Here is a 25,936-nt window from a genome sequence, read left to right as displayed (position 1 = left end):
TCCGCGATCATATTCAAACTTGCGCAGACGTTGGCGAGATTGCCGCGCCGCAGCAACCATGGCAAGTGTCCGGCTTATCGTATGGTGGATTGACGCCGATTGACTTCCGAGGCGGTCAGGTCCGCTGCCCGCCGCTCTTCAAGGATTCTGCGGGCTTTGCGGCATTCTGGGCTCATCAGAATGAGACCTTTTGCCTCGGTTTTGCGATAACCGTCGCAAGCCGCGTTGAGCCTGAGTTCGATCTCGCCCCAGTCCTGCTGGATGCGGATGGCCTCCGCCGCATAGTAGCGGTCGCGCTCCGCCGCCGTCTTGAAACTGTTTTCCTGCAGGTTGATGCGGACCCATTGCGGAAAGACCTGTCCGCCTGTGGCCTGCTTCGCGTCCTGATCCGGGCCGAAGGCCGGATCCACCATGCCGGGCATGGAAAGGCGCGCGACGACATCCGCTGCCGGCCGCGCGGGGACCGCCTTGCGGACACGGAAATAGCCGTCAGCGAAACAATCCACGATCGGCTCCCTTCCGAATTGCGGCAGGGCGACGAGCCGGGGCGTCGTCAGTGCGAGGGGCGCCGCGGTGCCCCCCGAGACCTTACAGCGCAAGCCCGTTGGCACACTATCGATCAGGGTCAGCGCCTCGACGGCCCCGGGGGCCGGGTTCGGAGGAAGTTTGCCGCTCGGCGGCGGATCGCTCGCGCAGGCCGCCAGCAGAAGGGTGGCTGCGAAGGCGCCGCAGCTTTTCCGTGAAATCGTCATGCCGCGCTGTCCAGCCAGATCGTGACCGGTCCGTCATTGACCAGCGACACCTTCATGTCGGCAGCGAACCTTCCCTTTGCGACGGGCAGGCCCGCCGCCTCGAGCGTAGCGCCGAAATGGTCGACCAGCGGGTTCGCGATCTCCGGCGCGGCGGCGCCGATAAAGCTCGGCCTGTTGCCCTTGCGCGTATCGGCGGCGAGGGTGAATTGCGAGACGACGAGGACGCCGCCGCCGATATCGGCGACCGACCGGTTCATCTTTCCATCCTCGTCCTCGAAGATCCTCAGTTTCACGGTTTTCGCCGCAAGCTTTTCCGCTTCTGCCGCGCTGTCACCGTGAACCGCGCAGACAAGCGCCAGGAGCCCGCGCCCGATCTCTCCGACCACCTCTCCGTCGACCCGGACGGCGGCCTCGCTCACTCTTTGCAGAAGTACGCGCATGGGGGTTCGCTCCCAGGCTGTCCGTGCTCAGTCCTCGCCGTCGTCTTCGTCGTCCTCGACATCGATCTCGACCGGCACGCCCGGCAATTGTTTGCGCGTGCGGAAAGAGAGCGCGGTCTTCACGTGGGAGACATTCGGCGCCGGGGTGAGGCGGGTGGTCAGGAATTTCTGGAAGGTGTCCCAGTCCTTGGCGACGACTTTCAGCAGGAAGTCGGTCTCGCCGGAAAGCATGTGGCATTCCCGGACTTCGGGCCAGTCCTCGACCATTTCCTCGAAGGCGACGAGATCGTCCTCGGCCTGGCTATTGAGGCCGACAAAAGCGAAGATCGTCACCTTGTAGCCGAGCGCCTCGGGATTCACGTCGGCATGGTAGCCGCGGATGAAGCCGGCCTCCTCGAGGGCGCGGACGCGCCGGAGACAGGGCGGTGCCGAGATGCCGGCCCGGTTCGCAAGATCAACGTTGGTCATGCGCCCGTTGTCCTGCAGGTCGCGGAGAATGCGCCGATCGATACGGTCGAGCTTGACGCGCCGCATGGTGGGTGACTCCCTGAGTTCGGAATGGCTGGACCGGCGGAGAGGGAATTTCCCTTGCCGGTTATTGCAGTGCAGGATAGAGCAGATACCACGGTTTGCGCAAGATTATTACATCTCTTTGTCATTATCGTGCGCATATCTTTTGAGTGGAGCGGGATATGAGTCCGCCGGAACCATCGTCGGTCTGGGTCGTCAGCGACGGCACGCGGGGTATGGAGGTGCAGTCCCTCGCCCTGGCGCGCGCGCTCGGCGCCGATCCGGTCGTGAAGCGGATCCGGCCCGCACCGTGGCTCCGCGTCTTTCCATCTCTCGGCGCCTGGAGCGCGGTGCCGCCCGCCGTGGGTGGCGACCCGCTTTCGCCGCCGTGGCCGGACCTTGTGATCGGCTGCGGTCGCCGTACGGCCGGCGCGGTATTGGCGGTCAGGGCGCGCTCCCGAGGGTGCAGCTTCGCCGCCCAGATCCAGGATCCGCGAATCGATCCCGGACTGTTCGATGCGCTGGTGGTCCCGGAACACGACCCGGTCCGCGGCGATAACGTGATCCTCACCACGGGCTCGCTGAACGCGCTTGCCTTCACTGACCTCAAGGCCGAGGCGAAACGGTTCGCGCCCCTGATTCGGTCGTTGCCGGGCCCACGCGTGCTCGTCGCTGTCGGCGGGCCCACCCGCAAGCAGCAGGTCGACCCGGCTCTCGCCGACCGTTTTGTCGGGCATCTGGAGCAGCTGATCGACAGCGGCTGCGGGTTGATGATGACCGCGTCCCGCCGCACGCCGGAGCGGCTCGCGCGGGCCTTGACGGCGCTTGCGGACGCGGAACCCGCAGCGCTGTTATGGGACGGAACGGGCGAGAACCCTTATTTCGGCTTTCTCGGTGCCGCCGACGCGATCGTCGTGACCTCGGACTCGGTCAACATGACCTCGGAGGCCTGCTCCTCCGGCAAGGGGGTCTATGTCGCCGATCTGCTCACACCGTCGGGACGGATCGCGACCTTCCAGAAAACCCTGAGGGAGCGGGGTCTGACACGACCCTTCGCGGGACATGTCGAGCCGTTCCTTTATGAGCCGCTACGCGATGCGGAAAAGGCTGCCGAAGCTTTGCGCGGCCTGATGGCCCGGAGGCAGCGCTAGGCCGGAAGCTCGAACAATGCTTCGATCTTGCCGTTGCCGAACTTGCCGGTGCGGAACCCCATTGCCCGGTAGAAGAGGAGCGCGTGCTTGTTATCGCTGCGAATAACGGCGCGTATCCGGCGGTAACCCTGGTGCCGGACGAATTCGATCATGCGGTCGAACAGGGCGCTGCCGACTCCTCCGCGGAATGTTTCGAGCGAGACGAAGGTGCTGATGTCGCATTGTTTCTGATCGTCCGGATCGGGCAGGCAATCCTGTACTCCGAGGAGCTTGCCGGACGCGCCGTTCCAGGCGGAAAGATAGACCGCCCGTTCGGGCAGCGTGGCGATGAAATGTTTCTGATCTGCGACGCTCATCGTTTCGGACATGCTTGTATAGGAGCGTGCGTCGATGATTCTGTTCAGGAGCAGGACAATCTCGCCCGCGTCATCCTCTGCGACGGGGCGGATATGGAGGTCTGGAGACCTTTCGGGCATGAACTAACGCCAAGTGGATTGTGGAACCGCAATACCAAGTAGGGTATCGACGGTCTTTCGATCCTCGGCAAGGGGGAAGAGGCCGCGCCAGAGTTCGATCTTTTCGATCCGGTCGTGCGGAACGGCCGCGTTCCAGAAAGTCGGCTCGGCTTCAAGGACCGTCGCATCGAAACTCTTGAGCATGAAGGCGCGGTCGCCGTTCTTGAAGATCTCCGAGGCCAGTCGCCCGGTCGGATCGCGACTGACGACGGATACGTTGCTGGTCCCGGCGAGCCTGTAGCGATAGTCGAGCTTACCGTCAGGTTCCCTCAAGACCTCCATGAGGAACAGCCAGGGAAGGACGGGCCGCGGGATGTCGGCCGGAGTGAAATCCGAACGGGCGGGAAGCGCCGGGGCCTCGACAAGCCCGCGCCAGAAAGTGTGAGCCTGCCGGACGAGCGAATCGTCCGGCAATTTCTCAAGCGAAATGCGCTCGGCGTACAGAAAGGTGGACCGATTGAAGTCGTATAGCTCCGGACGGGCCATGATTTGCCCTCCTGCTGATGCCTACTTCAGATCACATTTGATACAAATGTGAGTGGAGATCCACTTTGAGTCTACTCATTTAAGTAATCGATCTTCCGGCCGGGGATTCAGACCGCATCCAGCGCCTGGTTGAGATCGCCGATCAGGTCGGAGGCGCTCTCGATCCCGGCGGAGATCCGCACCAGACCCTGTCCGATACCGAGTGCGGCCCGGTCCGCTTCCTCCATCGCCCGGTGGGTGGTGGTGTAGGGATGGGTGATCAGGCTCTTGGTGTCGCCGAGATTGTTCGAGATATCGACGATCTCGAGCCCGTTCAGGAGCTTGAAAGCCGCCTCCTTGCCGCCTTTCACGTCGAACGAGACGAGGGTGCCGAAGCCGCTCATCTGTCTTGCTGCGAGTTCGTGCTGCGGATGCGAGGCGAGGCCCGGATAGATCACCCGCGCGATCTTGTCGTGCCCCTCGAGGAACTCGGCGATCTTCTGCGCGTTCTCGCACTGGCGCTGCACCCGGAGCTCGAGGGTCTCCAGACCTTTCAGCAGGACCCAGGCATTGAACGGGCTGAGACAGCCGCCGGTATGGCGCATGAAAGGTTCGAGATAGTCCTTGCGGAACTCGTTGGAGCATAGCACCGCGCCGCCGAGCGTGCGGCCCTGGCCGTCGATATGCTTGGTGCCGGAATAGACCGAGACGTCGGCGCCGAGCCGGATCGGCTGCTGCAGGATCGGGGTCGAGAACACGTTGTCGATGACGACGCGGGCACCGGCCTTGTGGGCGATCTCGACCACGGCCGGGATATCGATGATTTCCAGCGTCGGGTTTGACGGAGTCTCGAAGAAGAAGACCTTAGTGTTCGGCCGGACCGCGCCGCGCCACTGGTTGATGTCGGTACCGTCGATCAGCGTCGCCTCGATACCGAACTTCGGGAAGATCTTGGTCAGGATGTGGTGGCAGGAGCCGAAGAGGGCGCGCGCCGCGACCACGTGGTCGCCGGTCTTCAGCTGGCAGATCAGGGCCGCCCAGACCGCGGCCATGCCGCTCGCGGTGGCAAAACAGGTCTCCGCATCCTCCAGCAGCGCCATCCGGTCCTCGAACATCTGGACCGTCGGGTTGCCGTAGCGGGAATACATGAAGCCGTCTTCCTCGCCGTTGAAGCGGGCCTCGGCGGAATCGGCGCTCTCGTAGACATAGCCCGAAGTCAGGAAGAGCGCCTCTGCGGTCTCGCCGAATTCGGAACGGCGGGTGCCGCCACGCACGAGGCGGGTCTCAAGGTCCCAGTCGGCGGCTTCGGTGAAGGCGGGGTTGGTCTTGTCACTCATGGTCTGGCTCCCAGGTCTCCTGCGGGCCCACGGGAGCATTCCCCGTGGCGCTTTAGCACTTGGTGACGCGGATGCAAGCTGCCCTCAAATCCCGCGGGTCCGATGGGCCGGACCAAGCCGAAAACAAAAAATCCGTCGCGGCGGCGCCGGACGGATCGAAATCCCTCTTTAGCCGCATTTATTAAGCGCCCGCAATCTGAGATCAAATCGGCGCTGTATCTGTCAGATAGACGAGAGCGGGCCGCGCTGTCAAGCCTTTGGCAAGGATGGGCGGGGCTGCCAACGAAGATTGGACACGGTTCGTTCAAGGCTCACTGATCAGCGGTCAAAGCGCTAAGTGATTCAAAAGAATCATTTTATTTTAGTTCCATAACATTTTGATTCTGTTATAATTTTTGAATGCAAAACACATCACATGCCGTCATGGCCCAGCGCGTTGAGGCGAAAGATAGCCCGGATGATTTTCCTACGCCTCCGTGGGCGACACGCGCGCTCGTGGAGCATGTGCTAGCTGACAAGCAATCTCTAGAATCGCAATTATGTTTAGAGCCAGCGTGCGGTGCTGGTCACATGGCGAACGTACTTAAGGAATATTTTGGTACCGTAACTTCATCAGATGCGTATTCGTACGGGTATGGGGAAGTTCGAAATTTTTTAGAATTCCCTTATGCGTCAGCATCCTACGATTGGGTTATAACAAATCCTCCGTTCCGTTTAGCAGAAGAATTTTTGATGGAAGCCTTGAGGGTCTCTCGGAACGGGGTGGCAATCTTGGCGCGAACAGTATTCCTCGAAAGTATTGGGAGATATGAATCAATATTCCAGAATACGCCGCCGACAAAGTTTGCGCAGTTTGTTGAGCGCGTTCCAATGGTTAGAGGGAGGCTGGACAAAAAAGCTACAACAGCCACGGGATACGCATGGTTTGTTTGGGAGAAAAATGAAGTTGAGAATGCTAAATTGATGTGGGTACCTCCTTGTCGAAGGTCTCTGGAGCGCGAGGATGATTATAAAAATCCGCCTGTAGACTTGCGCGAATTAAATGTTGCTTGATTTTTTTTATTCATTTCTATCGAATTTTTTAATGGCTTTTTTAAGTTTTTCTAAGGCTTCTTCTGCGTTTCCTTGTGCAAGTGCGTCGCTTGCTTCCTGAACGGCGCGCCTGAGATTCAAAGCTTTAGGGCCTGGTGAACCTGAAGGTGGTAATTCTTTTTCGTCCGCTAATTTGGATGTGCCAAATTTTCCATCTTCTACCTCTTTAATTCGACCTTGGTTCAGCCCAAACCATGCTGCGATGTCGTGGCGCCGATCCTCGCGTGCGACCATAGCAAGAATGATTGGGACATCAGATTGTTGGACAGTAATCCCACTTCTGTGCGCTTTGCTCATTGAAACCTCCGCAGGTATGCAAGTTTCAAGAGATTAACTCTGCTTTTGTGGAACGGCGAGTCTTACGCTCGTTCGTTGAGAGTTAGCGCGAAATTACCCTAAACTTCCTTCAGTCCCGGCTGGTCAGGATCTTGTAACTGGCGAAGCAGAAGAAACAGCCGAGCGCCCCGTCTATCCAACGACGCATCCGGCGATAGGCTGTGACTGCCGGCTGGGTGGAAAAGGCGACGGCATAGGCGAGATGGCCGAGCGCGGAATTGGCGAAGGCGGCCAGCACGACAGCCGCGCCGACCCAGTGCGGCGTGCCGGGGCCCATCGCGAGGGACATGATGGCGACCCAGGTCAAAGCGGCTTTCGGATTGGTGAGCTGTATCAGCAGACCGCGCCGGAAGTATCCCCAGGGCCCGGCCGCGGCGCCGACGTCGGACTCGGCCTGATCGGTCTTCGAGAAGGCCGAACGGAACGATCTGAAGGCGAGCAGAAGCAGATAGAACGCACCGGCGATCTTGATCATCGTCAGTGCCGAGGCGTAGAGCGCGAGCAGAGCGGTCAGCCCGAGCAGTGTCAGCGCTCCCCAGGCGAGCGATCCGGCCGCCACGCCCAGCGCCAGAGCCTTTCCGGCTGCCCGGCCGGTGGACATCGAGGTGCCGATCACGGCGAGAATGTTCGGTCCCGGACTCAGCATGCCGAGCAGCGAGGCGAGATACGCGAGAAGCATGCCGGAGAGATAGGTATCGGTCATCGCGGGCTACCTTCGATCATATTTCGATGCAGGACGTAGTATCGATGATGGAGCCGGATTTGCAAATACCCAAATCGGCAGGAGCGCGGCCGACCGGCGCTTTTCGAATAACCGAATAGGCCCGCTCTATTTCCGGTAGAAAAATTCACCTATCCTCTCTGAAGGCGGCACCGCTGCATATGCGGGCCGGGTACGGGAGATGATCATGCAAGTCAGGCCTCGACTGAGAACCTTTCTGATGTCCGGCGCGCTGTTTCTTGGGCTGGGCGCCGGCGCGGCGGCCGCGACCTGCCCGGAAGCGCAGAATGTCGAGGTGCTGCCGACGGATGCCGCGCTCTGCAAAGCACTCGATCCGGTGGTACGGGATCCGTCCGCGCTGCCGCGGGGTGCCTACGAGCTGAAGCTCCAGGAATACTTCACCAACTTCTGCCACCGCGACAAGGCGTCGGGCTGGGTGCGCGACAAGTATGTGCGCGATACCGGGCCGGAAACCGCGCGCCTGATCAATGGCGAATGGATGGGGACCTATCACGGCACCCATGCGCCGGTGGTGATCTGGTATTCGCCCGACATGTTCGCCTGGATCAAGGAGAACAGAACGCCGGCCGACGAGGAGCGTGCGACGGACAAGGGCCCGGTTCCCGACGGCGCGATGATCGTGAAGGAGATGTATTCCTCCCCGGCCTCGGTCTGCTCGAAAATACCGCCGGAGAAGCTGATCCCGAAGATCCACGGCGCGGCGATCATGGTGCGCGATTCCAAGGCGAGTCACGACGGCTGGTTCTGGGGCTGGTTCGGCTGGACTGGCTGGGCGCCGGACTATCCGGCGAACCAGTCGAGCAACCTGATGGTGAATATGGGCTTCGCGCAGTACTGCATGAACTGTCACGCCTCGGCCCGGGACAACATGACCTTCTCCTCGCAGAAGAACATCGAGGGAGAACCGGGGTATCCTTTGGTCTTCCTCAATCAGGACGAGGACCCGACGCCGGAAACCGCCTCGCAGCATCCGGAAGTCAGGCTGCCGACCGACGCGGTGCGGCGGCTCGGCCAGCCGCTCTTCTCCTACAATCCGGCCTTCACCGAAGCCTTCCGCTGGAACGGACCGGGATCGGCACCGGATTATGTCAGCGTGCCGAAGATGCCGTCGGAGACCTATGACGAGACATTCGTCCGTGCCGGCGGTCCGACGATCCACGACCAGTATCTGACCTCGAGCCAGTGTATCGGCTGTCACGATGCCGGCAGCACCGGGCTGCAGTTCGACATGACGGAGCCGGTCTTGCCGGATTACGGCGACGGTTCGGCCGCGGCGGCGGGCAAGATGTGGAACCATTCGCCCTACGGCTCCTGGCGGACCTCGCCGATGGGGCTGGCCGGGCGCGATCCGATCTTCTTCGCCCAGCTCGCCAGCGAGACGCAGAGCTTCCACAAGAAGGACGCGAAGCTGGTGGAGAATACCTGCCTCGGCTGCCACGGCATTCTCGGTCAGCGGCAATACGGCATCGACGTCAGTTCAGGCGCGATCGAGCCGATCGCGACCATGCCGAAGAAGCAGGATCCGGCCGGCTGCGGCGCCTTCACCCGCGAGGTCGTGGACGTGACTCCGTGGCCGTCGGAGAAGGCGAAGAACGCGCATATCGAGTATGCCGATTACGGTGCGCTCGCCCGCGATGGGATCTCCTGCACCTCCTGCCATCGCATGGTCCTGGGAGAGACGATCTCGAACGAGGTCAAGGGGCGGCCGGAGAACAAGTGCATCCTGGAGCGTCAGGCCTTCCTCAATCCGAAGGCGGAGGGGTTCGCGAAGACCTTCACCGGCTCCTTCCTGGTCGGTGGCCCCGACACGATCTTCGGGCCGTTCGAGAACCCGAAACCGGCTCCGATGGTCGACGCCCTTGCCAACAAGCCGGCGCATAATACGACGCTGGCAATGTCCGAGACCTGCGGCACCTGCCACACGGTCCATTTGCCCGTCCTGCACGAGGGCAAGACCGTCGGGCATATATACGAGCAGCTGACCTATCCCGAATGGGCCTTCAGCGCCTACCGGACGGGTACTTCGCCGGACGGGCCGCTGCCCGAAGGTGCCGGCAGCATCGCCAGGAGCTGTCAGGACTGCCACATGCCGTCGAAGGATGCCGAGGGCAAGCCGGTGAAGTCGCGGATCGCCAGTATCCAGGAATATTCGAACTTCCCGCAGGCGGAGTTCAATCGCGGGCCGGACGAGATCGACCTGCCGGTGCGCGAGGGCTTCGCGCAACACACGCTGGTCGGTCTCAATGTCTTCCTGACCAAGATGGCGCAGCAATTCCCGGACGTCTTCGGGATCCGCACCCAGGATCCGATGATGGGCAGGAACGGCATGGATCCGCTGATCTTTACGGAGCAGAAGATGCTGGATCAGGCGGCCAGGGCGACGGCGGATCTCGCCGTCACGAAACTCGCGGTCGATCCGGACAGGGCCGTGCTCGAGGCGGAAGTCTCGATCACCAATCATGTCGGCCACAAATTCCCGTCGGGCGTCGGCTTCCGGCGCGCATTCGTGACCTTCGACGTGATCGACCGGCTGGGTAACGTGATCTGGTCCTCCGGCGCGACGGACGGCGCCGGCCGTATCGTCGGACCTTCTGGCGCGCCGCTGCCGGGCGAGGTCTGGTGGGACGAGACATGCACCGCCCGGATCGAGCCGGAGAAACGGCACCACCAGCCGCATCACCAGACCATCACGCGGCAGGACCAGGTGCAGATCTACCAGGAGCTGGTGAGCACGCCGAAACCGGGATCGAAGAATCCGCAATGCGGCCATGATGTCGCGCCGGAAGGCCATCTCACGACATCGTTCCTCTCTATCTGCGCCGAGGTGAAGGACAACCGGCTGCTGCCGACGGGATACCTCCCGCTCGACAAACGCAAGGCGATCTCCGCCGCGCTCGGCGCCGGGGCGGACATGGCCGAGGATGCGGGTGCGCTCGGGGTCGGGGACGATCCGGACTACCGCGAGGGCGGTGGGGACAGGCTGACCTATGCGGTTCCGCTTGCCGACCTTCCCTCGGATCCGGTCTCGGTACGGGCGCGTCTCTCCTATCAGGCGACGCCGCCCTTCTATCTCCAGGACCGCTTCTGCACCGCCAAGGGCGCGGACCGCGACCGGCTTTATTTCCTCGCCGGGAACCTGAACCTGGCCGGTACGCAGGCGGAAGGCTGGAAGTTCACCATCGGCGACACCGGACCGCTTCAGATCGCACCCGGCAACTGACCGCAAAACGAAAAGCCCGGGAATTTCCCGGGCTTTTCTGCATTCGTCCAGCGGAGCGTGCCGCGTATCTTACATCACGGAGATGCTGAGGATCTCGTAGCTCTTCGAGCCGCGGGGGGTCGCCACCTCGACGCTCTCGCCGACTTTCTTGCCGATCATCGCGCGGGCGATCGGAGAGGAGGTCGAGATATAGCCCTTCGAGATGTCGGCCTCGTAGGGACCGACGATGGTGAAGGTCTGTTCCTCGTCCGTATCCTCGTCCGCGACCTCGATCACGGTGCCGAAGGTCACGGTCTGGCCGCCGAGCTTCGACGTGTCGATGACCTCCGCTCGGCTGGTCACGTCTTCCAGCTCGAGAATGCGGCCTTCGATGAAGCTCTGGCGCTCGCGCGCGGAATGGTATTCGGCGTTCTCGGACAGATCGCCGTGCTCGCGCGCCTCGGAGATGGCCTTGATGATCTCAGGCCGTTCCACCGTCTTGAGCTGCTTCAGCTCAGTCTGGAGCTTTTCCAGCCCCTGCGCGGTCATCGGAACTTTTTCCATTAAACCGACCTCGGTTATTCACTCAATGCATTCAAAACAGGCGACCCGTCTCCTGAAAAAGAGTCACCGGTGGCGCCCGGTCCTACCGCCGGCCGTCAGAACGATCCGCTGAGATAGGATTGCAACGGTTCGACTTCAAGGCGGCCTGCCCGCAGCGCTTTCATCGCTTGGACGGCGGCCCAGGCCCCTTCGACCGTCGTATAATAGGGAATATTGTGGGTCAGTGCGGTCTGACGCAAGCTGAAACTGTCCGAGATCGCCTGTGCGCCGCCCGTCGTGTTGAACACCAGATCGACATGTCCGGAGAGCATGTTGTCGACGATGTGCGGCCGTCCCTCGAGCACTTTCTTAGTGCGGTCGACCTTGAGGCCGGCCGCCTTGAGGGCGTTCGCGGTGCCCTCGGTGGCAAGCAGGAGATAGCCCATCTCCGCGAGCTCGCCCGCCAGTTTCACGATCTCTTCCTTGTCCTCGTCACGCACGGAGACGAAGACCGTGCCGGAGGTCGGCAGGTGTGTGTTGGCCGCCATCTGGCTCTTGGCGAAAGCGCGGCCGAAATCGCTGTCGATGCCCATGACCTCGCCGGTGGACTTCATTTCCGGGCCGAGGATGACGTCGACGCCGGGGAAGCGGTTGAACGGAAACACCGCTTCCTTCACCGCGACATGCTTTGGCATCTCGGTCGGTAGCGTGAAGTCCGCCAGTTTCTCACCGGCCATCACGCGGCTCGCGATCTTGGCGATCGGCACGCCCGTTGCCTTGGCAACGAACGGCACGGTCCGGCTGGCGCGCGGGTTCACCTCGAGGATGAAGACGGCGCCGTCCTTGACCGCGAACTGGGTGTTCATCAGCCCGACGACCTTGAGGCCCTCGGCCAGCAGCGTCGTCTGGCGGCGGATTTCCTGGATCACGGTCTTCGGCAGGGTCTGCGGCGGCAGCGAGCAGGCGCTGTCGCCGGAATGGATCCCGGCTTCCTCGATATGTTCCATGATGCCGGCGATATAGACCTGCTTGCCGTCGGAAAGGCAGTCGACATCGACCTCAACCGCGCTCCGGAGGAAGCTGTCGATCAGCACGGGGTTCTTGCCCGACACCTTGACCGCCTGCTCCATGTAGCGCTTCAGCTGCGCCGGCTCGTGCACGATTTCCATCGCCCGGCCGCCGAGCACGTAGGACGGACGGATCACGACCGGATAGCCGATCTCGTGCGCGACCTTCTCGGCCTCTTCGAAGGAGAAGGCGGTGCCGTTCTTCGGCTGGCGGAGACCCAGATCGTTCAGCAGCTTCTGGAACCGCTTGCGGTCCTCGGCGAGGTCGATCGCGTCGGGCGAGGTGCCGAGGATCGGAATGCCCGCGTCCTCGAGCGCCTGGGACAGCTTCAGCGGGGTCTGTCCGCCGAGCTGGACGATGACGCCCTTCACCGTGCCGTTGGACTGCTCCTTGCGGACCAGCTCGATCACATCCTCTGCGGTGAGCGGCTCGAAATAGAGCCGGTCGGAGGTGTCGTAGTCGGTCGAGACGGTTTCCGGGTTGCAGTTGACCATGATGGTCTCATAGCCGGCCTCGGAGAGCGCGTAGGCGGCATGGACGCAGCAATAGTCGAACTCGATGCCCTGGCCGATCCGGTTCGGCCCGCCTCCGAGGATGACGACCTTCTCGGCGTCGGTCGGGTCGGACTCGCATTCCGGGGCGCCGTAGCCGTCGCTCTCATAGCAGGAATACATGTAGGGCGTGTCCGACGGGAATTCGGCCGCGCAGGTGTCGATCCGCTTGTAGACCGGGCGGATGCCGAGCGCATGGCGCGCCGCGGTCACTTCGCCTTCCTCCTTGCCGGTCAGTTCGCCGAGACGGGCATCGGAGAAGCCCATCTTCTTCAGCCGGGCGAAATCCTTCGCGGCCGTCGGCAGGCCGCTTTTGCGGACCTCTGCCTCGACCGCGACGATCTCCTGGACATGACGCAGGAACCAGGGGTCGAAATGGCTCGCATTGGCGATCTCCTCGAGGGAGAGGCCGACGCGGAAGGCCTGGGCGACACGCAGCAGGCGGTCCGGCGTCTGTTCGCTGAGGGCGGCGACGACGCGTTCGCGGCTGACGCCCTCGCTGTCGACACCCGGCAGTTCGACCTCATTGAGGCCGGTGAGGCCTGTCTCCATGGAGCGCAGCGCCTTCTGCAGGCTCTCGGGGAAGCTGCGGCCGATGGACATCGCCTCGCCGACCGACTTCATCGCCGTGCTGAGCAGCGGCGTGGTGTTCGGGAACTTCTCGAAGGTGAAGCGCGGGATCTTGGTGACCACGTAGTCGATGGTCGGCTCGAAGCTCGCCGGGGTCCGGCCGCCGGTGATGTCGTTCTTCAGCTCGTCGAGCGTATAGCCGACGGCCAGTTTCGCCGCGATCTTGGCGATCGGGAAGCCGGTCGCCTTGGAGGCCAGCGCCGAGGAGCGCGAGACGCGCGGGTTCATCTCGATGACGATGAGCCGGCCGTTCTCCGGATTGACCGCGAACTGCACGTTCGAGCCGCCGGTTTCGACCCCGATCTCGCGCAGCACGGCGATCGAGGCGTCGCGCATCCGCTGATATTCCTTGTCGGTCAGCGTCAGCGCCGGGGCGACGGTGATGCTGTCGCCGGTATGCACGCCCATCGGATCGACGTTCTCGATCGAGCAGATGATGATGCAGTTGTCCGCCTTGTCGCGGACGACTTCCATCTCGTATTCCTTCCAGCCGAGCACGCTTTCCTCGACCAGGACGGATTTCACCGGCGAGGCGCGCAGGCCGTTGCGGATGATCTGCTCGTATTCCTCGACATTGTACGCGATCCCGCCGCCCTCGCCGCCGAGGGTGAAGGACGGGCGCATGATGGCCGGCAGGCCGACATGCTTCAGCGCGTCCATCGCCTCCTCGACGGAGTGGACGAGACTGGAGCGCGGCGAGTCGAGGCCGATCTTGTCCATCGCGTCGCGGAACAGCAGCCGGTCCTCGGCCTTCTCGATGGCTTCCAGCTTGGCGCCGATCAGCTCGACGCCGTGCTTGTCCAGCGTGCCGTTCTTGGCGAGCGCGATCGCGGTATTGAGCGCGGTCTGCCCGCCCATCGTCGGGAGCAGCGCGTCCGGCTTCTCCTTCTCGATCACGCGCGCGACCATCTCCGGCGTGATCGGCTCGACATAGGTCGCGTCCGCGAGACCCGGGTCGGTCATGATCGTCGCCGGGTTGGAGTTCACCAGGATGACCCGGTAGCCCTCTTCCTTCAGCGCCTTGCAGGCCTGGGCGCCGGAATAGTCGAATTCGCAGGCCTGACCGATGACGATCGGGCCGGCACCGATGATCATGATGGATTTGATATCTGTACGTTTGGGCATCGGGCCGCTCAGCTTTTCTGGTCGATGAAATCGACGAAACGTTGGAAGAGATAGTGGCTGTCCTTGGGCCCCGGCGAGGCTTCCGGATGGTATTGCACGGAGAAGACCGGGCGGCCGGAGAGCCGGATTCCTTCGATCGAGCCGTCAAAGAGGGAACGGTGGGTAATTTCCACGCCCTCGGGCAGGCTGCCCTCGCTGATCATGAAACCGTGGTTCTGCGAGGTGATCTCGACCTTGCCGGTGGTCAGATCCTTGACCGGATGGTTCGCACCCCGGTGGCCCTGGTGCATCTTCTCGGTCCTGGCGCCGAGCGAGAGAGCGAGCATCTGGTGGCCGAGGCAGATGCCGAAGACCGGCTTGCCGCTGTCGACCAGCTTCTTGATCTCGGGCACCGCGTATTCGCCGGTCGCCGCGGGGTCGCCCGGCCCGTTGGCGAGGAAGATTCCGTCCGGCTCGTGCGCGAGCACGTCTTCCGCCTTGGTGTCGGCCGGGACCACCGTCACCTTGCAGCCGAGCGAGGCGAGATTGCGCAGGATATTGCGCTTGGCGCCGAAATCCATCGCCACGACATGGCGCCTGATCTCCGGGTCGGCCTCGAAACCGTCGTCGCCGTCGACGCCGCCGCGGGCGAATTGCCAGGTGCCCTCGCGCCAGCTGTAGGTCTGCCGGCAGGAGACCTGGATCGCGAGATCCATGCCCTCGAGGCCCGGCCAGTCCTGCGTCTTCTGCCAGAGCGCGTCGAGATCGAGCTTGCCGTCCGGCGCATGGGCGAGGCAGCCGGTCGGCGCGCCGCCGTCCCGGATCCGCCGGGTCAGCCGCCTTGTGTCGACGCCGCTGATGCCCGGCAGGCCGAAACTCTTCAGCCAGTCGTCGAAATGCCGCTCGGAACGGTAGTTCGAGGGCTCCGTCATGTCGGCGCGTAGCACCAGGCCGAGCGCCGCCGGCGTGGTGGTCTCCACATCCATTGAATTGGCGCCGACATTGCCGATATGGGGGAAGGTGAAGGTGATGATCTGACCGGCATAGGACGGATCGGTCATGATCTCCTGATAGCCGGTGAGCGAGGTGTTGAAGCAGACCTCGCCGACGCGTTCGGTCGCAGCGCCCAATCCTCGCCCCCAGAAAACGGTCCCGTCCGCCAGGACGAGAACGGCGGTGGCGCCGTCCGGCTGGGGCATCGAGGAGAAGTCTGGCTTGGCTTGGTCGGCTTTCGAAGGCTGCGCCATCGCGGTGATCCCTGGCAATTCGCTGCGGTTCCGGCACACGAGAACCGCGGAGGATCGCATGGATATCCGCTTGGCAGACAGATTCTTTGTCTTCGGGTCGGGCCGGACGCTTCGAAGCCGAGTTGATAAAGAATGCGGGACAAGAGGTCAAGGCCGTTGTTTTTCATATAAACAAGTAAATTCAATATGTTAATAAATGTGCCTTGCGTTTTGTTCCGCGATGGAGATGGTGTAGCCGAAATTCGCGAGCCGGTCTGACGAGAAACCCGCCGCGAAATGGCTAGGGGTAATGTTCATATGATGCGCGCCGCATTCAGTGACGCCTTGAAAGAGGCTTTGAAGGAAAAGGATCAGTGTGCCGTCAGCACAATCAGATTGATTCTGGCGGCCCTGAAGGACCGTGACATTGCCGCGCGCGGCAATGGCAACGCGGACGGGATCAGCGAGGACGAGATCCTCTCCATGCTGCAGACCATGCTCAAGCAGCGGACCGAGTCGATCCGGCTTTACGAGCAGGGTGGCCGTCTGGAACTGGCCGAGCAGGAAAAGGCCGAGATGGACGTCATCCGCCGTTTCATGCCGCAGCAGCTCGACGAAGCCGAGATGAACGCGGCGGTGGAAACCGTCGTGAAGGAAATCGGCGCGAAGGAGCTGAAGGACATGGGGCGCGCCATGGCTGCCCTGAAGGAGCGCTATGCCGGCCGCATGGATTTTTCCAAGGCGAGCGGCATTGTCCGACAGATGCTCGCCTGAGCCTGTCCATACCCGGATTCCTTTGACCGCTTGAGCTGGCAAGTTCACACTCTTTGCCCCTTGGGCAAGGATTGATCGTCGCACATCATGAGCTTCCCGCCACAATTCCTTGACGAATTGAGGACCCGGCTTCCGGTTTCGGAAGTGGTCGGCCGTCGGGTGACGTTGCAGCGTCGGGGCCGGGAGTTTCTCGGGCTCTGTCCGTTCCATTCGGACAGCAAGCCGTCAATGAATGTCGTCGACGATAAGAATTTCTATCACTGCTTCGCCTGCGGGGCGCATGGCGACATCATCAAGTTCGTGATGGAGTCCGAGGGGCTCGCTTTCCCCGAGGCGGTCGAGAAGCTGGCCGACATGGCCGGTCTCGAGGTGCCCAAGGAAACGCCGCAGGACCGCGAGCGCTCCAAGCGCCGCGAGACCCTGCACGATGTTCTCGAACATGCCTGCACCTGGTTCGAGCAGAAGCTTGCGGGACCCGGCGGGGCCGAGGCGCTCGATTATCTGCGCGGGCGCGGGCTTACGAAGGAAACCATTGCCCGCTTCCGCCTTGGCTGGGCGCCGGACAGCCGGACCGCCTTCGCGCAGTCGATGAAGGCGGAAGGCGTGAAGGAGGCCCTGCTGCTGGAAGCGGGACTGCTGCGCAAACCGGAAGACGGGGGCGCGGCCTACGATTATTTCCGCGGTCGCATCATCTTCCCGATCACCGACCGGCGCGGACGGGTGATCGCCTTCGGTGGCCGCATTCTCGGCGACGGTCAGCCGAAATACCTCAATTCTCCGGACACGCCGGTCTTCCATAAAGGCCGCGTTCTTTATGGTCTCGCGCAGGCGCGCGAGCCGGCCCGCAAGGCGGACGAGATCGTCGTCGCGGAAGGCTACATGGACGTGATCGCGCTCTCACAGGGTGGTTTTCCGCAGGCGGTCGCCCCGCTCGGCACCGCGCTGACCGAGGATCAGATCGCGGAGCTCTGGAAACTCGCGACGGAGCCGGTGGTCTGTTTCGACGGCGACACAGCAGGTATGCGGGCCGCCGGACGCGCCGCCGACCGGGTGCTGCCGATGCTGAAGCCGGGACACTCCCTTCGTTTCGTCACGCTGCCGCAGGGCGAGGATCCGGACGACGTGATCAAGCATCACGGTGCCAAGGCGATGCGCGAGCTGCTTGACGGGGCGATCCCGCTGTCCGAATTCATCTGGCGCCAGGAACTGGCCGCCCAGCCGGTGACCACGCCGGAGCGGATCGCGGATTTTCAGCGCCGCATGCGTGGGCGGGTCCGGGAAATCGCCGAACGTACGGTGCAGGAAAGCTATTCGGATCATGTCGAGAACCGGATCCGGGAAATGCGCCGGGCCGGTCGGGAAAACAGTGGCGGCGGTCGCGGTTCGCGCCGCAGCGGTTATGCCGAGGCCTATGCGGGAGCGCAGTTTTCGCAGGGCCACCGGGCCAACGTTCCGTCGATCATGGCGCGGCGTCAGCAGCAGATCGTGCTCGCGGCCCTCCTCAACCATCCGGCCCTGATCGACGAATTGGGCGAGGCGATCGGCGTTCTGGCCTTCGACGATCCCTTCCTTGACAAGCTCCGGCAGCAAATCATAGAGATTGCGCTCGCCGATCCAGGCCTTGACTCGGAGGGCTTAATCGCCCATTTGACGCGGTTGGGGTTATCGGATGCCTGCAATGGGCTTCTAAGTGGGGAAACATTAAGTCACGCCGCCTTCGCGAGGCGGAACGCGCAGCTTTCGAAGGCGCGCGCGGGACTGACGGAATTGCTGGCTCGTATCGGCAAGCCTCAGCTTGAGGCGCAATTGGCCGATGCCGAACGGGCGGTGGCGGAGGAATTTAGCGAAGCGAGTTGGAACCGGCTGGCGTCATTGCGATCGGCGCTGGCTTCCCTCAATTCCAGCGCCGCGCTTGAGGAAACCGACCTCGGTCGGAGTTAAGATAACGGCGGGCTGTCCCGGGGTGGGGACGGCGGCGCATATGGAGAGGTCGACGAACGAATGGCGAAACAGTCGCTGGCGAACGAAGACGAGAACCGGGACCGCGAAGAGAATTCCGACGGTCCGCTGATCGACAACGTCAATCAGACCGTCAAGAATCTGATCAAGAAGGGCAAGGAGCGCGGCTACCTCACCTATGACGAGGTGAACGCGGCACTGCCTCAGGAGGAGATGTCCTCCGAGCAGATCGAAGACGTGATGTCCGCGCTCAGCGAGATGGGCGTCAACGTGGTCGAGAACGAGGATCAGGAAGACAGCGGCAACGACGCCAAGGCCGAGGACGAGAAGAGCGTCGCCGGCAATGTCGCCGACGACGATGTCGGCCGCACGGACGACCCGGTGCGGATGTATCTGCGCGAGATGGGCAGTGTCGAGCTGCTCTCCCGCGAGGGCGAGATCGCCATCGCCAAGCGCATCGAGGCCGGCCGCGAGATGATGATCGGCGGCATCTGCGAAAGCCCGCTGACCATCAAGGCCCTGATCCAGTGGCGCGACGCGCTGAAGGAAGAGAAGGTCCTGCTGCGCGACGTCATCGACCTCGACGCGACCTATGGCGGCGGACCGGATGCCGCCACCGACGACGGTGACAGCGAGGGCGGTAACGACAACGACAACGACAACGAGGAAACCGCCGAGTCCGAGAGCGACGAGGACGAGGCCGACAGCGAAGGCGAGGCCAAGGACGGCGACGAGGAGAAATCCTCCGGCGAGTCCGGCGACACCTCCTCCGACGACGATGACGACGAGGAGGATGGCGAAGAGAACAACATGTCTCTTTCCGCCATGGAAGCCGCCCTCACGCCTCAGGTGCTCGAGACCTTCGACCAGATCGCCGATACCTACGGCAAGCTGAAGAAGGTGCAGGACAAGCGTCTGCAGCGCCTGCAGAAGGGCGAGGAGCTGACCGCCCAGAGCGAGCGCCGCTACGAGAAGCTGCGCGACGAGCTGGTCGACCTGATGGAAGGCGTCCGCCTCAACAACGGACGCATCGAGGCCCTTGTCGAGCAGCTCTACAACCTGAACCGGCACCTGTCCGGCATGGACATGCGGATGCTCAAGATGGCGGAGAAGGCCGGTGTGGACCGGGCCGCCTTCCTGAAGGAGCATTTCGGCAACGAGCTGGATCCGGACTGGAGCGAGCGCGTGTCCGGGCTCTCCGGCAAGGGCTGGTCCAAGTTCGTCGAGAAGAACGCGGCCGAGATCGAGAAGATCCGCGACGGCATGGCGGCGATCTCCGAGGATGCGGGCCTGCCGATCAACGAGTTCCGCCGAATCGTGCAGACCGTGCAGAAGGGCGAGCGCGAGGCGAGCCGGGCGAAGAAGGAGATGGTCGAGGCGAACCTGCGTCTCGTGATCTCCATCGCCAAGAAATATACCAACCGCGGCCTGCAGTTCCTCGACCTGATCCAGGAAGGCAATATCGGCCTGATGAAGGCGGTCGATAAGTTCGAATACCGCCGCGGCTATAAGTTCTCGACCTATGCCACCTGGTGGATTCGGCAGGCGATCACCCGCTCGATCGCCGATCAGGCCCGGACCATCCGTATCCCGGTGCACATGATCGAGACGATCAACAAGCTGGTCCGCACCTCGCGCCAGATGCTGCACGAGATCGGCCGCGAGCCGACCCCGGAAGAGCTGGCCGAGAAGCTGGTCATGCCGCTGGAGAAGGTCCGCAAGGTCCTGAAGATCGCCAAGGAGCCGATCAGCCTCGAGACGCCGATCGGCGACGAGGAAGACAGCCATCTCGGCGACTTCATCGAGGACAAGAACGCGGTGCAGCCGCTTGACGCGGCGATCCAGGCGAACCTGCGCGAGACCACGACCCGCGTGCTCGCCAGCCTGACCCCGCGCGAGGAGCGCGTGCTGCGCATGCGCTTCGGCATCGGCATGAATACCGACCACACGCTCGAGGAAGTCGGCCAGCAGTTCAGCGTCACCCGCGAGCGTATCCGCCAGATCGAGGCGAAGGCGCTCCGCAAGCTGAAGCATCCGAGCCGGTCCAGGAAACTCCGGAGCTTCCTCGACTATTAGGCCGGGCGCGGATTAACGGGTTATCGACAAAAGGCGGCGTTCCTCGGAAGGCCGCCTTTTCAGTTTCCCAATTCGCTCGAAACAAGCTGTGGCGGTGCCGCGACGGAGCGGACGGCGGGGAAAGTGATCGAAATTGTCGTTCCTTGGCCGGGCGCGCTCTTGCAGTCCATTTCTGCGTTATGGAGTTCCGCCAGGCGCTTCACCAGTGCGAGGCCGAGGCCGGCACCTTCGGCATGCCTGACCATGCTGGTCGAGCCTCGCATAAAGGGCTCGAAGGCATGGGCCTGCGTTACTTCATCCATGCCGATACCGTTATCCATGACCGCGAGCCGAATACGCCCGGTTTCACTGACGTTACCGAGGAGTCTTACATGGCCGCCTCTAGGTGTGAATTTCACCGCGTTGGTGAGAAGATTGATCAGGATTTGCCGGATACGCCGTGCGTCCGCTCTGAGCGCCCGGCCGCGCATGTCGATATCCGAACTGACCTCGATACCGGCGGATGCAGCCTGGTCTGAGATCATACGCAGGCAATCTGCTCCGAGTTCTTCGATATCCAGGGCTTCCTCGCGTACATTCTCCTTTCTGGACTCGATGACCGAGAGATCGAGCACATCCCCTATCAGGCTCAACAGGTGGGTCCCGCTTGACTGGATATGCCTTGCATAATCCACGTAGTTCCGGTTCTCGATCCGTCCGAGCACCTCTCCGGCAATCATCTCGGAGAAACCAATGATCGCGTTCAGCGGCGTGCGCAGTTCATGGCTTACGCCTGCAAGGAAGCTGGTCTTTGCCGAGTTCGCGAACTCGGCTTCCTCCTTCGCCTGGCGCAACGCATTCTCGGTCCGCTTGCGGTCGGTGATGTCGGCGAGGATTGTGCAGTGGGCATAGACTTGGCCCTCCTCGCCCTTGAGTGGGAAAATAGCGCCGAGATAGGCCCGATCCGCTCCGGCGACGGGGATGGTGATCTCGCGGGCGTTACCGGCGCCATGATTTTTGTTGGCTGTCTCGAATGCCTGGATCTCGCTGATCAGGTCTTCGGAGAACAGATCCCGGTCGGTCGCACCGATTACCCGCTCGCGCTCGAACCCGAACATGGAAAGGAATTGAGCATTTGCAATGATGTAGCGACCGTCGAGATCCTTGGCATAGATCGCTGCGGGGGCTCGGTCGATAACTGAATCCGTGCGATTTTCACTGGCACGGAAGCCGTCGAACACGCGCTCGATCGTCTCGCCGAGCTGATTGAAGTCCCGGATCAGTCCGGGTTCGAATTTCGGGACGTCCCGTCCCCCTTCCATCGTGGCTGCGACGGCCCCGGCATAGCGCGAGAGTTCGCTCAGAGACCGCTTCGTAATCATCCTGAGGAACCAGCTGAGCCCGACCGCGAGCATCAGTGTAAGTCCGAAAATTCCTGGCAGAAGAGCAAGATAGGTATTCCTCAGCGATGCCACCGGAGAAATGTGGGGAACCACCCAGAGCTCGGTCTCCGGTCCGTCATCGGAGAGACGGAACGGCAAGGTGTGGACGGTATCCGGCGCCGCGTTGCGAATTAGAGCACCGGCGTCGTCAACCTCGCTCCGCGACGCTGCGGCGATCATTTCTCCACCCACGACCAGCCCGGCAGCAAGTACGCCGATATCCTGGAGCAACGCATCGAGCACGAGCGTATTGTCGTTCAGAATGGATCCGCCAATCAGCCAACCGATGAGAACGCGGCTCTCCTGTTCGATAATGGGAGTGCGGCCGACCACGGCGTAGAGGCCGGAATACTCCCCTTGGCCACTCAGGAAGACCTGCCGCTTGGCGCTGATTGGGATTGAAGCTAGATCACCAAGCGCTTCCCGGAGGCCGAAGCCTCCGGGACTGACATCTATGACGTTCCCGCCCGGCACGGTCACGATCTGCAGCAAATCGAGCTCGCCGTTTTCCAGTTCGTAATAGGCAGCTTCGAGAATCCGGGCGCCTGTGGCGTGATCCTGCTGGCGAAGGCTCCGTGCCAATTCGCCGCTTTGTGCAAGGATCCGGAGGAAACCGTCGAGATGTTCCTGTTTCGAGCGAAACTCAAGCTCCACGATCCTCTGGTAGTGTTGTTCGTGCTGGTGCAGTTCGGCGTTGAGCGTCTTCTGCGCGAACCAGAAGCCGAGCCAGACGATCACTCCGGAGGTCGCCATGAGTGAGCCGAACGACGCGACGGCAATAATCGTCGAATATCTGAAGTTCCGGCGTAGCAAAGGCGGCGTCACATGGTGAATTCGAAGCCGCCGGCCGTCGTCAGACACTTCGTGCAGTGCTGATAAGGCCAAACCGGAAGCGGGCACGAACCATTGCTTTGAAGACCGCTCACGCGTCTCTCCTCACTGCTCCAGCCCCGTCCCCAGATTTTCACTCTACATGAGGAAGTGCCTCTGCGCACCAATTGCGGAAAATTCAGCGGTTTGGGGTTATTCCTCGAACGAGAATGCCGAAGCCTTTTTCATATGCTGGTCGGCGCGGATCGTCCGGTTGAGCGGAGGATGCGCTCGCTGGCTGCAATCCAGCCGCTCGCAGAGCCGGCAGGAAACGCCGACAGGGGTGGCGCCGTTGGCTCGCGGGAGATCGAGCCCGTCGGCATAGACAAGATGCTTTGCATCCTTGATCTCGCACCCGAGGCCGACGGCGAATTGGGGTTGCAGCTGCTGGTGCCAACCGCCGGCACTGTCGAGAGTGCGGGCAATGGTGAAGAAAGTGGTGTCGTCGGGCATCCGGGCGACCTGCGTGTGGACCTGACCCGGCGTCCGGAAAGCCTCGTGCACGACCCAGCGCGGGCAGGTGCCTCCGTAGCGGGCGAACTGGAAGCCGCCGCCGTTCAGGCGTTTCGAAACGTTTCCGGCCGCGTCGACGCGGATGAAGAAGAACGGGATGCCGCGTGCGCCCGGACGCTGCAGGGTGGTCAGGCGGTGGCTGACCTGCTCGAAACTGGCGCCGAAGCGGCGGCGCAGCAGTTCCAGATCGTGCCTGAGTTCCTGGGCCGAGCTCCGGAACGCCTCGTAAGGCATGAGGACGGCGCCGGCGAAATAGTTGCTCAGCGCGACGAAGAGCATGTTGCGGGTCTCGGCGTCCGCCGGGTCCAGCCTGCCGACGACGCTTTCGATCAGCTCATGATGGACCAGCGCGGCGATCTGCGCGGCAACCTGAAAACAGCGTCCTGACGGCAGCAATGCCTCGGACAGCAGGATGCGGCGTCCGTGCGGATCGTACCGGCGCAATGTGTCGGTCATGACATGCACCGGCATCACTTTCACCGCGATGCCTTTCTCGCGCTCGAGATAGGCGGTCAGCCCCCGGAAGAGATCGTTGCGCTCGAGCTTCGCGTCCTTCCAGAGCGCCTCGGCCGCCGTCTCCAGTTCGGGAAAATGATTGGCCTCGCGCTGGTGCAGGTCCCGCACCGCCTCGACCGGGGAGAGCGGCTGGTCCGGATCAGGCAACGGGTCCCGGCCGTCGACTGCCGAGCCGTGCCGCGCGTTTTCCCAGACCTGCCGGTAGGCATGATAGAGCCGCAACATGGCCTGCGCGGCATTGGGCGAGCGCACGGCGAATTCCTGCAGCTCGACTGGGCGCACCGGCTGGTCGCGGAAAAGCGGATCGCTGAACACTTCCGCAAGCTCGGCGACGATCTTGGCGTCGTCATCCTCGGCGAACTGCTTCAGGTCGAGGTCGAAGGCCTGGCCGAGCTTGAACAGCAGCGGCACCGTGACCGGGCGCTGGTTATGTTCAATCAGGTTGAGGTAACTCGGCGAGATGCCGATCTCGCCTGCCATTTCCGTCTGGCTCATGCCGAGGTCGGTCCTGAAACGGCGGATCTTCGGCCCCAGCATCGCTTTGCGGTCAAGCGCTTCCATCGCGTTGTCCTCCCGCATCCGCAAAGGATGTCGTCTCAGCTTATGGTGCTTTCGCTGTTGCACAATGATTTTCACGATTTTCAACTTCGCACCATTTAATTTTACAAGTATGACAGATTTACTTTTTTACTTTCAATAGCTTATGGACCATTCGCTTTTTCTCCCCCAGGCTCTTTCCAGTTTTGCGGCGCACACAACAAACAGCGGTCGCCGCAGCCGAGACCGACAGCCACGCGACGGGGTCGCGAAACGAGGAGAGAGACATGTCTGGTGAGTTCGAGAAACTGACGTCCACCCAGTCGGGGCGTTTTGCCAATGTGAAGCGCGATTACACCACGGCCGATGTCGAGCGCCTGCGCGGTACTGTCCGGATCGAGCACAGCCTCGCCCGCCGCGGCGCGGAGCGGCTCTGGAAATCGATCCACGAGGAAGATTTCGTGCATTCCCTCGGCGCCGTCACCGGCGGCCAGGCGGTGCAGATGGCGAAAGCCGGCCTGAAGGCGATCTATCTCTCCGGCTGGCAGGTCGCGGCCGATGCCAACCTCGCAGGCGCGATGTATCCGGACCAGAGCCTCTATCCGGCCAACAGCGGCCCGGAACTGGCGCGCAAGATCAACAATTCCCTGCTCCGCACCGACCAGATCCATCACCTCGAAGGCGATGACAGCACCGACTGGATGCTCCCGATCGTGGCCGATTGCGAGGCCGGTTTCGGCGGCGCTCTGAACGCCTACGAGCTGACCCGGGCCTATATCGATGCCGGCGCCGCGGCGGTCCATTTCGAGGACCAGCTGGCCTCCGAGAAGAAGTGCGGCCACATGGGCGGCAAGGTGCTGGTCCCGACCCAGCAGCACATCAATACGCTCAACGCCGCGCGCCTCGCCGCCGACGTGGAAGGCGTGCCGACGCTGGTGATCTGCCGGACCGACGCGGAGAGCGCCAAGCTCGTCACCAGCGACGTCGACGAGCGTGATCGTCCGTTCCTGACCGGCGAGCGCACCGCCGAGGGCTTCTTCCGCCTGAAGGACGGTACCAGCTTCGAGCGCTGCGTCGCCCGCTCGCTTGCCTACGCGCCGTACTCCGACCTGCTCTGGATGGAGACCTCGACGCCGGATCTCGAGCAGTGCAAGCGGTTCGCCGAAGCGATCCGCAAAGAGTTCCCGGACCAGATGCTGGCCTATAACTGCTCGCCTTCCTTCAACTGGACGGCGAACCTGGACAAGGACGACATCGCCCGCTTCCAGCGCGAGATCGGCGCCATGGGCTACAAGTACCAGTTCGTCACCCTGGCCGGCTTCCATTCGCTCAACTACGGCATGTTCGAGCTCGCCTCGGGCTACCGCGACCGCGGCATGGCGGCCTATTCCGAGCTGCAGGATGCCGAGTTCGCCGCCGAGGCGCGGGGCTACAGCGCGACCAAGCACCAGCGCGAGGTCGGCACCGGCTACTTCGACGCGGTCGCGACCGCGATCAAGGGCGACGCCTCCTCGACCACGGCGCTGACCGGTTCGACCGAGGAAGCCCAGTTCTACGAGAAAGAGGAAGCGGCCCGCACGGCTGCTGAATAAGCAGGGTTAAGGGAGGA

The 25,936-nt window shown here is 62.6% G+C and carries 20 protein-coding genes; 7 read left to right on the top strand and 13 right to left on the bottom strand.

Annotated features, from left to right (window positions below):
- Positions 1-74 precede the first annotated feature (74 nt).
- The 3 genes from IG122_RS11710 to IG122_RS11700 are packed head-to-tail and all read right to left on the bottom strand — an operon-like array spanning position 75 to position 1,726.
- The gene (locus IG122_RS11710) at positions 75-752 is read right to left on the bottom strand and encodes a hypothetical protein (RefSeq protein WP_193183684.1); all 678 of its coding nucleotides are present in this window, start codon (positions 750-752) and stop codon (positions 75-77) included.
- A complete protein-coding gene (gene dtd / locus IG122_RS11705; RefSeq protein ID WP_193183682.1) occupies positions 749-1,192 on the bottom strand; it encodes a D-aminoacyl-tRNA deacylase in 444 nt (147 codons plus the stop codon). The genes IG122_RS11710 and dtd overlap by 4 nt, the downstream gene beginning before the upstream one ends.
- 27 nt (positions 1,193-1,219) lie before the next feature.
- Positions 1,220-1,726: an Lrp/AsnC family transcriptional regulator gene (locus IG122_RS11700; RefSeq protein WP_193183680.1), complete on the bottom strand. Its 507-nt coding sequence runs from the start codon at positions 1,724-1,726 to the stop codon at positions 1,220-1,222.
- Positions 1,727-1,884: 158 nt separating this feature from the next.
- On the opposite strand from IG122_RS11700, the gene IG122_RS11695 reads away from it, so the two are divergent.
- Entirely contained in the window at positions 1,885-2,853 is a 969-nt protein-coding gene (locus tag IG122_RS11695; RefSeq protein WP_193183678.1) for a mitochondrial fission ELM1 family protein, read from the top strand.
- Here the strand turns inward: IG122_RS11695 and IG122_RS11690 are convergent.
- The 3 genes from IG122_RS11690 to metZ form a co-directional block, all read right to left on the bottom strand.
- Positions 2,850-3,329 (bottom strand): GNAT family N-acetyltransferase, encoded by a 480-nt coding sequence (locus tag IG122_RS11690; protein ID WP_193183676.1) that lies wholly within the window; start codon positions 3,327-3,329, stop codon positions 2,850-2,852. The genes IG122_RS11695 and IG122_RS11690 overlap by 4 nt on opposite strands.
- Positions 3,330-3,332: 3 nt before the next feature.
- Positions 3,333-3,854: a PAS domain-containing protein gene (locus IG122_RS11685; protein ID WP_193183674.1), complete on the bottom strand. Its 522-nt coding sequence runs from the start codon at positions 3,852-3,854 to the stop codon at positions 3,333-3,335.
- A gap of 107 nt (positions 3,855-3,961) precedes the next feature.
- Positions 3,962-5,170, bottom strand: coding sequence for an O-succinylhomoserine sulfhydrylase (metZ, locus tag IG122_RS11680; RefSeq protein ID WP_193183672.1), 1,209 nt, complete (start codon positions 5,168-5,170; stop codon positions 3,962-3,964).
- Positions 5,171-5,740: 570 nt separating this feature from the next.
- Between metZ and IG122_RS11675 the strand changes: the two genes are divergently transcribed.
- Positions 5,741-6,223 (top strand): class I SAM-dependent methyltransferase, encoded by a 483-nt coding sequence (locus IG122_RS11675; protein ID WP_226893510.1) that lies wholly within the window; start codon positions 5,741-5,743, stop codon positions 6,221-6,223.
- 6 nt (positions 6,224-6,229) lie between these two features.
- On the opposite strand, the gene IG122_RS11670 is transcribed toward IG122_RS11675, so the two are convergent.
- Complete coding sequence (locus tag IG122_RS11670; RefSeq protein WP_193183668.1) at positions 6,230-6,559, bottom strand: hypothetical protein; 330 nt, start codon at positions 6,557-6,559, stop codon at positions 6,230-6,232.
- 109 nt (positions 6,560-6,668) lie between these two features.
- On the bottom strand, positions 6,669-7,301 hold the full coding sequence (locus tag IG122_RS11665; RefSeq protein ID WP_193183666.1) for a LysE family translocator: 633 nt from the start codon (positions 7,299-7,301) through the stop codon (positions 6,669-6,671).
- 205 nt (positions 7,302-7,506) lie between these two features.
- On the opposite strand from IG122_RS11665, the gene IG122_RS11660 reads away from it, so the two are divergent.
- A complete protein-coding gene (locus tag IG122_RS11660; protein WP_226893509.1) occupies positions 7,507-10,560 on the top strand; it encodes a cytochrome P460 family protein in 3,054 nt (1,017 codons plus the stop codon).
- Positions 10,561-10,629: 69 nt separating this feature from the next.
- On the opposite strand, the gene greA is transcribed toward IG122_RS11660, so the two are convergent.
- The 3 genes from greA to carA all read right to left on the bottom strand — a co-directional run bounded on the left by greA (position 10,630) and on the right by carA (position 15,682).
- Positions 10,630-11,103: a transcription elongation factor GreA gene (gene greA / locus IG122_RS11655; protein ID WP_193183662.1), complete on the bottom strand. Its 474-nt coding sequence runs from the start codon at positions 11,101-11,103 to the stop codon at positions 10,630-10,632.
- A 95-nt stretch (positions 11,104-11,198) separates the two neighbouring features.
- Positions 11,199-14,456: a carbamoyl-phosphate synthase large subunit gene (carB, locus tag IG122_RS11650; protein ID WP_193183660.1), complete on the bottom strand. Its 3,258-nt coding sequence runs from the start codon at positions 14,454-14,456 to the stop codon at positions 11,199-11,201.
- An 8-nt stretch (positions 14,457-14,464) separates the two neighbouring features.
- Positions 14,465-15,682, bottom strand: coding sequence for a glutamine-hydrolyzing carbamoyl-phosphate synthase small subunit (carA, locus tag IG122_RS11645; protein ID WP_193183658.1), 1,218 nt, complete (start codon positions 15,680-15,682; stop codon positions 14,465-14,467).
- A gap of 297 nt (positions 15,683-15,979) precedes the next feature.
- Between carA and IG122_RS11640 the strand changes: the two genes are divergently transcribed.
- The 3 genes from IG122_RS11640 to rpoD all read left to right on the top strand — a co-directional run bounded on the left by IG122_RS11640 (position 15,980) and on the right by rpoD (position 20,470).
- Positions 15,980-16,435, top strand: a complete 456-nt coding sequence (locus IG122_RS11640) for a GatB/YqeY domain-containing protein (protein ID WP_193183656.1) — start codon at positions 15,980-15,982, stop codon at positions 16,433-16,435.
- An 87-nt stretch (positions 16,436-16,522) separates the two neighbouring features.
- Positions 16,523-18,376: a DNA primase gene (gene dnaG / locus IG122_RS11635; protein ID WP_193183654.1), complete on the top strand. Its 1,854-nt coding sequence runs from the start codon at positions 16,523-16,525 to the stop codon at positions 18,374-18,376.
- 60 nt (positions 18,377-18,436) lie between these two features.
- The gene (gene rpoD, locus IG122_RS11630; protein WP_193183651.1) at positions 18,437-20,470 is read left to right on the top strand and encodes an RNA polymerase sigma factor RpoD; all 2,034 of its coding nucleotides are present in this window, start codon (positions 18,437-18,439) and stop codon (positions 20,468-20,470) included.
- Positions 20,471-20,529: 59 nt separating this feature from the next.
- On the opposite strand, the gene IG122_RS11625 is transcribed toward rpoD, so the two are convergent.
- Complete coding sequence (locus tag IG122_RS11625) at positions 20,530-22,644, bottom strand: sensor histidine kinase (protein ID WP_193183649.1); 2,115 nt, start codon at positions 22,642-22,644, stop codon at positions 20,530-20,532.
- A gap of 270 nt (positions 22,645-22,914) precedes the next feature.
- Entirely contained in the window at positions 22,915-24,351 is a 1,437-nt protein-coding gene (locus IG122_RS11620) for a helix-turn-helix domain-containing protein (protein ID WP_193183647.1), read from the bottom strand.
- 263 nt (positions 24,352-24,614) lie between these two features.
- Between IG122_RS11620 and aceA the strand changes: the two genes are divergently transcribed.
- On the top strand, positions 24,615-25,919 hold the full coding sequence (aceA, locus tag IG122_RS11615) for an isocitrate lyase (protein ID WP_193183645.1): 1,305 nt from the start codon (positions 24,615-24,617) through the stop codon (positions 25,917-25,919).
- Positions 25,920-25,936 lie beyond the last annotated feature (17 nt).

This window comes from Nisaea sediminum (genome assembly GCF_014904705.1).
Taxonomy (GTDB): Bacteria; Pseudomonadota; Alphaproteobacteria; order Thalassobaculales; family Thalassobaculaceae; genus Nisaea; species Nisaea sediminum.
The sequence above is the reverse complement of the archived record's forward strand: the minus strand, read 5'-3'. Positions and strand labels throughout refer to the sequence as shown.

Coding starts and splice junctions, on each gene's coding strand:
- IG122_RS11660 (WP_226893509.1), top strand. CDS start 7,507: ATGCAAGTCAGGCCTCGACTGAGAACCTTTCTGATGTCCGGCGCGCTG.
- metZ (WP_193183672.1), bottom strand. CDS start 5,170: ATGAGTGACAAGACCAACCCCGCCTTCACCGAAGCCGCCGACTGGGAC.
- IG122_RS11675 (WP_226893510.1), top strand. CDS start 5,741: ATGGCGAACGTACTTAAGGAATATTTTGGTACCGTAACTTCATCAGAT.
- IG122_RS11710 (WP_193183684.1), bottom strand. CDS start 752: ATGACGATTTCACGGAAAAGCTGCGGCGCCTTCGCAGCCACCCTTCTG.
- dtd (WP_193183682.1), bottom strand. CDS start 1,192: ATGCGCGTACTTCTGCAAAGAGTGAGCGAGGCCGCCGTCCGGGTCGAC.
- rpoD (WP_193183651.1), top strand. CDS start 18,437: ATGGCGAAACAGTCGCTGGCGAACGAAGACGAGAACCGGGACCGCGAA.
- IG122_RS11625 (WP_193183649.1), bottom strand. CDS start 22,644: ATGGCGACCTCCGGAGTGATCGTCTGGCTCGGCTTCTGGTTCGCGCAG.
- dnaG (WP_193183654.1), top strand. CDS start 16,523: ATGAGCTTCCCGCCACAATTCCTTGACGAATTGAGGACCCGGCTTCCG.
- carB (WP_193183660.1), bottom strand. CDS start 14,456: ATGCCCAAACGTACAGATATCAAATCCATCATGATCATCGGTGCCGGC.
- IG122_RS11690 (WP_193183676.1), bottom strand. CDS start 3,329: ATGCCCGAAAGGTCTCCAGACCTCCATATCCGCCCCGTCGCAGAGGAT.
- IG122_RS11695 (WP_193183678.1), top strand. CDS start 1,885: ATGAGTCCGCCGGAACCATCGTCGGTCTGGGTCGTCAGCGACGGCACG.
- carA (WP_193183658.1), bottom strand. CDS start 15,682: ATGGCGCAGCCTTCGAAAGCCGACCAAGCCAAGCCAGACTTCTCCTCG.
- IG122_RS11685 (WP_193183674.1), bottom strand. CDS start 3,854: ATGGCCCGTCCGGAGCTATACGACTTCAATCGGTCCACCTTTCTGTAC.
- IG122_RS11670 (WP_193183668.1), bottom strand. CDS start 6,559: ATGAGCAAAGCGCACAGAAGTGGGATTACTGTCCAACAATCTGATGTC.
- IG122_RS11620 (WP_193183647.1), bottom strand. CDS start 24,351: ATGGAAGCGCTTGACCGCAAAGCGATGCTGGGGCCGAAGATCCGCCGT.
- greA (WP_193183662.1), bottom strand. CDS start 11,103: ATGGAAAAAGTTCCGATGACCGCGCAGGGGCTGGAAAAGCTCCAGACT.
- IG122_RS11640 (WP_193183656.1), top strand. CDS start 15,980: ATGATGCGCGCCGCATTCAGTGACGCCTTGAAAGAGGCTTTGAAGGAA.
- aceA (WP_193183645.1), top strand. CDS start 24,615: ATGTCTGGTGAGTTCGAGAAACTGACGTCCACCCAGTCGGGGCGTTTT.
- IG122_RS11665 (WP_193183666.1), bottom strand. CDS start 7,301: ATGACCGATACCTATCTCTCCGGCATGCTTCTCGCGTATCTCGCCTCG.
- IG122_RS11700 (WP_193183680.1), bottom strand. CDS start 1,726: ATGCGGCGCGTCAAGCTCGACCGTATCGATCGGCGCATTCTCCGCGAC.